Raw genomic sequence first — 6,699 nt, forward strand, 5'->3', positions numbered from 1 at the left:
TCGCGCTCCTTCATGGCGCCCCCTGACCTCGCCTAAGATGCGGCCATGCCGATCCCGCAACCTTCACCACAGCCGGCCACCACACGCCAGGGCCGCACCAGGCGCGACCTGGTGGCGCTGGTGCTGGCCGTGGGGCTTTACTGGACGCTGGCCACACGGCTGGAACTGTTCGAGGTGGTCAGTGGCTTTGCCCAAGTGCATGAATCGTGGCAGCTGGACGAGTTGCCCTTGACCCTGCTGGTGCTGTCGCTCGGCCTGACCTGGTTTGGCTGGCGACGCGTGCAGGAGGCCCGTGCGGCCTTGCACGAGCGCACGATCGCCCAGGCCGAGGTCGCTGCCCTGTTGGCCCAGAACCGGGATCTGGCTCAGCGGCTGATCCTCGCGCAAGAGCAGGAGCGCCGGACCCTGGCCCGCGAACTGCACGACGAACTGGGCCAGCACTGCACGGCCATGCGCGCCGAGGCCCGCTTCATCCAGCAGGCGCATGCCCACACCGCAACGGGCGACAGCGCCGGCCGCATCGGCGCCTCGGCGGAGAGGCTCTACGGCCTGGTCAAGGGCATGCTCAACCGCCTGCGCCCACCAGCGCTCGACAGCCTGGGCCTGGAGATGGCCCTGCTGGAGCTGTGTGATGGCTGGGAACAGCAGACGGGCATCGCCTGTCGCTTCATGCCCACCCCATGCCAGACCCCGTCGCCCCATGATTTGGACGATGCCACCGCCGTGACCCTCTACCGCCTGGTCCAGGAGGCCCTGACCAATGTGGCCCGCCATGCGCAAGCCCAGCAGGTCTGGGTGAACCTGACCTGCCGCGGCGACGGCTGCCTGCACCTGCAGGTGAAGGACGACGGACAAGGCTTGCCCGAGGGCACACCGCCCCGGCATGGGCTGGGCCTGATCGGCATGCAGGAACGTGTGGCCGCACTGCATGGCACGCTGCAGCTGCACAGCCAGCCCGGACAGGGCCTGTGCATCGACATCACCCTGCCTTCTCTGCCCCCCACACCCTCTGCCCCATGATCCGCCTGCTTCTGATCGACGATCACCCCGTTGTCCGCACGGGATACCGGCGCTTGCTGGAGCAGGCCGGCGACCTGAGTGTGGTGGCCGAAGCCGGCGATGCCGACGCAGCCTATGCGGCCTTTGTGGCCGAGCAACCGGACGTGTGCGTGACCGACCTCTCGATGCCGGGTGCGGGCGGGCTGGACCTGCTGCGCAAGCTCCTGGCGCGGGACCTGGGAGCGCGGGTGGTGGTGTGCAGCATGCACGACTCGGCGCAGTTGGTGCGCCGGGCTCTGGCCAGCGGCGCCTGCGCCTTCGTGAGCAAGAACGCCCCGCCCGAAAGCCTGGAGGCCGCCGTGCGTGCGGCCTACCGTGGCGAGCGTTATTTGAGCGCCGACCTCTCACCCGCGCTGCTGCAGCGCGAAGCCGACACCGAGACCGAGCGCCTGGCCTCTCTGAGCGCGCGCGAGTTCGAGGTCTTCCGCCTCCTGGCCGAAGGCCATGCCCCGGCTGACTGCGCAGTCATCCTGAACGTGAGCCCCAAGACCATCGCCAACAACCAGACCCAGGTGAAAGAAAAGCTGGGGGTGAGCACGTCTGCGGCGCTGGTCCACCTGGCCCTGCGCCACGGCGTGATCCGGCCTCAGAGCGTGTAGCGCAGGCCCAACCAGAAGCTGCGGGGTGCACCGGGTGTGTAGAAGGTCGTGCCCTGGCCACCATTGGTGTAGGCGCCGCTGCCGGTGAAGGCGTAAGGGCCTAGCTGGCCGGATGTCGCGTAGTCGCGGTCAAAAAGGTTGTTGACCGCACCAAAGACCTTCAAGGACGGGCTCACCTGCTGCGCCACCGACAGGTTGAACACGGCATACCCCGGCAGACGCCCAGAGCCGAGGTAGCTGCTGCCGTCGGCACTGTGCCCCCCGTTCTCGTTGCCGCGCACCAGGCTGCCGCTGACCGCCACCACCGACAGGCCCAGGTCCATCTTCGGCAAAGGCGAGAAGGACGCGCTGGCCTTCACCATGTGCGCCGGGATCATGGGAATGCGGTCGCCCGGCTTCACGGTGATGAAACCATTGGCATCGGCGCTGCTGTTGTACTCGGCATTGAGCGTTTCTTCAGACTGGTAGGTGGCGCGCAGGTAGGTGTAGTTCAGCCCCAGGCTGACGGGGCCCAGCTTGCGGCCAAGGCCGGCTTCGAGGCCTTCGCGCCGGGTCTTGGCCACGTTGCGGAAGTAACCGGTCGAGGCCGAGTTCGCCACGAAGAGGATGTCGTCGCTGTTGTCGCCGCGGAAGTAGCCCAGGCGCCACGTGGTCTGGTCCGCCAGGGTGCCGCGCACGCCCAGTTCGATGGTGCGGGAAACCACCTGCTTCAGCGGCGGGTCCCCCGCCATGGAGTTGGGCAGGCGGCAGCCAAATTCAGGATCGGCACACCCCAACTCGATGGACGTGGGCGCGCGGCTGCTCTCGCTGTAACCCGCGTAGGCGTTGTAGCGGCTCGACGGCACATAGCTCAGGCCGATGGCCGGGTTCAGTCGGCGGAAGGCATGGTTGCCATCGAGCGTACCGCGCTGTTCGCCGGCCGTGGTCGCGTTGTTGTAGGGGTAAAGCCGGTCGGTGTTGTGGATGCGGGTGTCGTTGTAGCGCGCGGAGGTGGTGAGGTGCCAGGTCTCGCGCAGTGAGTGGGTGTTGCTGCCGAACAGGCTCCAGGTCCGGACCTTGCCGTCGAGCAGCACGCGCTGGTCAAAGGCGTTCTCCGACGACTGCGTGCCATCGGCCCAGGCGCTCACCGGGGTGATGGAGCGATCCGGGTTGAGGTAACCAAACTGGGCACCTTGCCGAAAGCCGATCAGGCTGCTGTCGTAGGCGGCGCCCACCACCGCCTGGTTGCGCCAGCCATCGCCTTCATCCAGACGCGTGATCTGGCCGGAGAGGCCGGCGTTGGTCTGGCGGGTGCGCGTGGTGTTGATCAGGCCCGTGCATTTCTCGTTGGGCTCGTCGTTTTCGCCCGCGTTGGCGATGCAGCGCCACATGGGAAAGGCGCCCGTGGCGCTGCTTCGCGCATTGCCGCTTTCGGCCGCAGGCGTGCCGTAGCCGTTGGCGCTCAGCCAAGCCGCATTGCCTGCCTGGCCCGTGTAGTACACGGCCTCGCCCAGCGATTCTTCATTGAGGTCACCGTTGAGCGTCTGGGTGATCGTCTGGCGCCAGTACACGTTGCCCGAAGCCAGCAGCTGCTCGGACAGGCTGGTCTTGCCGCGCAGGTTGAGCAAGGTGCTGCGGTTGTGGGTCTCGTCAGGCTTGGTGAAGACGCTGCGGCGATCGGCTTCCAGAAGCTGCACTTCTTGCGAGCCATTGCCCACCAGGTCGTTGTCGGCATGTGCCAGGCTGAGCTGGACGTCGCTGCCACCACCGCGCCAGCCCACCTTGCCGAAGAGCTGTCCGATGCGGGACGGCGAAGCATCGCGCCATCCGCTTTCGCGGTAGGCCTGCCCGGTCAGGAACCAGTCGAGCCCCTTGTCGTTCTGCCCGCCGTGCTCCACACCGATGGAGGTGCGCCCGAAGCTGCCGACCGTGGTCTCGATGGCCGTGCCAGGGTTGCGGCGGCCATCCTTGGTCTCGATGGCCAGGGCCCCGCCCAGGGTGTTGAGGCCAAAAAGCGGGTTGGCGCCCGACATCAGACTGGTCGACGAGATCGCCGCCTTGGGGATGAGGTCCCAGAGCACCACGTCGCCAAAAGGCTGGTTCTGGCGCACACCATCGAGGTAGACCGACAGGCCTTGCGGCGTGCCCAGCAGCGGCGAGGCGGTGTAACCGCGGTAGTTCACATCGGGCATGAAGGGATTGCCCTGCACCTCGTTGACGTGAACGCTGCCCAGCTGGCGGTTGAGGAACTCGGCCAGATCGGTGGCGCCGCTGGCTGCGATGTCGCGGGCGGTCGCTGTTTGCACGCTGGCTGCGATCTGGTCTTTGCTCAGGCCGATGCCGGGCAGCGGTGTGGTGCCCACGACGGTGACCGGAGCCAGCTCGACCTCCGGCGTTGGGGCGACCACCTGCGCGGCCACCGGCACAGCCTGGGTGTGCAACATGAGGCCCAGCACGGCCAGGCTGACGGGCTTGAGCGAACGCTGCGCGGTCTGGCCGCGAGGATGCGAGAGGGCAAGGATGGTGGCGGACTGCAAGGAATGTCTCCGGTCGATCTTGTGGGAACCTATGGCACGAAGCCATGACCTCAGTGTCCGGATCCCGGCATGCGGCCCCCAGGGAAAAATTCCCGCCCCCCTGTCACGGGCTGACACAGGCAGGGAAAGTCCTGAGCCCCGCCCCGGGCATCGCCAAAAGGTCATGCGCCCGTCGCCGGGCTGTCACAGGCACGGGCCACGATGTGCCCATGCGACCCTGGATCCACGCCCCCCTCCTGCGAGCGCTCACCCAGCCGGCCCACTTCAGGTCGGCCCAAGACCCTGGCGCCCCATTGCGCCAAGGTGGCAGCCCTGCGCAACCGGCAGACGGCCCAGAGCGCAAGCTCAAGGCGCGCACGGTGTGGATCTCCGACGTGCACCTGGGCACCCCCGGCTGCCAGGCCCATGCACTGCTCGACTTCCTCAAGCACCTGGAGTGCGACACGCTCTACCTGGTCGGCGACATCATCGATGGCTGGCAACTGCGACGCAGCTGGTACTGGCCGCAGGCCCACAACGACGTGATCCAGAAGCTGCTGCGCCATGCACGCAAAGGCACGCGCGTCATCTTCATCCCGGGCAACCACGACGAGTTTGCGCGGCACTTTCTGGATCAGGCCTTTGGCGGCATCGAGGTACAGGAAGAATGCCTGCACACCACCGCCGATGGCCGACTCCTCTGGGTCACCCACGGTGACCTGTACGACGGCGTGATCCAGTGCGCCCGCTGGCTGGCCCTGGTGGGTGACTCGCTCTACGAGTTCACGCTCAAGCTCAACCGCCACCTCAATACCTGGCGGGCCCGCGCCGGGCTGCCTTACTGGTCGCTCTCGCGCTACCTCAAGCTCAAGGTCAAACGGGCCGTGAGCTATGTGGGCGACTTCGAAACCGCCCTGGCCCGGGAGGCCCGTCAACGCGGCGCAGCGGGCGTGGTCTGTGGCCACATCCACCACGCCGAGATGCGCGACATCGGTGGGATCCTCTATTGCAACGATGGCGACTGGGTGGAGAACCTCACGGCACTGGTGGAACAGGCCGACGGCCAGCTCGGCATCGTGCACTGGGGTGAGGCGATGTCCCGCGGGCTGCCTCATGGGCTACGGGTCTCCGAGGCCGAACAGACGCCCCCCACGGCCTGAATCCCTGATCAAAACATGGGCATATCCGTGCATTTTTTTCATTTGCATGGACTCCTTTTTCCGGACGAGACCGCTGCTGACCTAGCCTGATCGCATCCCTGACATCAGGACTGGATCAGAGCATGAACAAGACCATCCCCCTGCTGGCCGGTGGCACAGCCACCGTCGCCGTCATCGCCCTGGGCGCCTTGCCCTTCTATACCTCCCGGCAGGTCGAAAGCCGGCTGACCGCCCTCACCGCCCAACCCATGCACCAGGGCGATGTGATGCTGCGCAACCTGAAGCACGAGGCCGGCATCCTGCACTCCAAGGGGGCGGTGGACATGGTCCTGCGCGACCACTGCAGCCTCGATCCGGATGAGGCCGATGGCGCCACCGTGCACATCACCTACGAGTTCTCTCACCTCCCTGGTCTGGGCGGCATCAACGGCTTCAGCTGGAAGGCGACACCCACCGGCCCTTCCGTCGAGGCCTTCTCCAGGCTGTTTTCGGGCAATGCCGAACTGACCGGCCAGGGGCGAATTGCCTGGTCGGGGCTGGTGAGTTCGGAGATGAAGTTGCCCGCCATGGCCTACGTCGGCGGCGGCGAAACCATCGAGGTCGCACCCTCGGAAGGGACGCTCGCCTTTGGCGACAAGCCCCTGCGCTTTGACTGGGCGCTGGAACGCGTCGTGCTGCGCGGCAAGGGCGATGCGATGGAACTCAAGCAATTGGGGATCCAGCTCAACCTCTCCGACCGACAGCGTGGCATCGGCAAGGTTGCCCTCAAGGTCGGCGGCTTCAGCAACAGCCTGTTCGCCATGGAGGGCATTTCGCTCACATCGGACACCAGCGAGCACGGCGACAAGCTCGACTCCGTGCTCACCCAGCGCATCGATCGCCTGCGCGTTGCCAACCAGGACATGAAGGACCTCGTGGTGGAAGCTGCGCTCAAGGGGGTGCATGCCGCCAGCGTGGAGACGCTCACGACCCTGGTGGGCTCGTCCTGCGGCATCGACCGCCTCACACGCGACGAATCCGACAAGGCTCGCCAGGCCTTGAAAACACTGATCAACGGAGGCATGAGCATGGGAATCTCCCGGCTCAGCGGTCAATCTGCGCAAGGCAGCGTCGACGGGCAGCTGATGCTGCAGCTCAAAGCCAATGCGAAACCCGAAACCGTGGCCCTGGCTCAACAACTGAGCTCCACTGGCGAGCTCAGCGTCAAAGGTGGGCTGCTGGACGCCCAGCAAAAGCTCATGGCCGTTTCCACCGGCTATGTGAGCGAAACGCCCGAGGGCATCAAGGCCGCCTACAGCTACGAAGGTGGCCTGCTCAAGGTCAATGGCAAGACGCTGGACGCCGGCTGGCTCCAGGCCATGCTGACGGCGATAGAAGTCCAGATAG

The 6,699-nt window shown here is 66.4% G+C and carries 5 protein-coding genes; 4 read left to right on the forward strand and 1 reads right to left on the reverse strand.

Annotated elements, in window-relative coordinates; translation table 11 throughout:
* Nucleotides 1-45 precede the first annotated feature (45 nt).
* Together QZ994_RS17875 and QZ994_RS17880 are read left to right on the forward strand one after the other, a co-directional pair.
* Nucleotides 46-1,020: an ATP-binding protein gene (locus QZ994_RS17875; protein WP_290874875.1), complete on the forward strand. Its 975-nt coding sequence runs from the start codon at nt 46-48 to the stop codon at nt 1,018-1,020.
* Nucleotides 1,017-1,658: a response regulator transcription factor gene (locus tag QZ994_RS17880; protein WP_290874878.1), complete on the forward strand. Its 642-nt coding sequence runs from the start codon at nt 1,017-1,019 to the stop codon at nt 1,656-1,658. The genes QZ994_RS17875 and QZ994_RS17880 overlap by 4 nt, the downstream gene beginning before the upstream one ends.
* Here QZ994_RS17880 and QZ994_RS17885 read toward each other — a convergent pair.
* Complete coding sequence (locus tag QZ994_RS17885; RefSeq protein ID WP_290874881.1) at nt 1,646-4,174, reverse strand: TonB-dependent receptor; 2,529 nt, start codon at nt 4,172-4,174, stop codon at nt 1,646-1,648. The two genes, QZ994_RS17880 and QZ994_RS17885, sit on opposite strands and share 13 nt — an antisense overlap.
* 209 nt (nt 4,175-4,383) lie before the next feature.
* Here QZ994_RS17885 and QZ994_RS17890 point away from each other — a divergent pair, with 209 nt between their 5' ends.
* Both QZ994_RS17890 and QZ994_RS17895 read left to right on the forward strand, forming a co-directional pair.
* Nucleotides 4,384-5,313, forward strand: a complete 930-nt coding sequence (locus tag QZ994_RS17890; protein ID WP_290874884.1) for a UDP-2,3-diacylglucosamine diphosphatase — start codon at nt 4,384-4,386, stop codon at nt 5,311-5,313.
* Between the two features lie 122 nt (nt 5,314-5,435).
* Nucleotides 5,436-6,699: DUF945 family protein (locus QZ994_RS17895; protein WP_290874886.1), on the forward strand; the 1,264-nt coding region annotated here is incomplete at its 3' end.

The sequence above is a fragment of the Aquabacterium sp. genome, from assembly GCF_021768455.1.
Taxonomy (GTDB): domain Bacteria; phylum Pseudomonadota; class Gammaproteobacteria; order Burkholderiales; family Burkholderiaceae_C; genus Aquabacterium.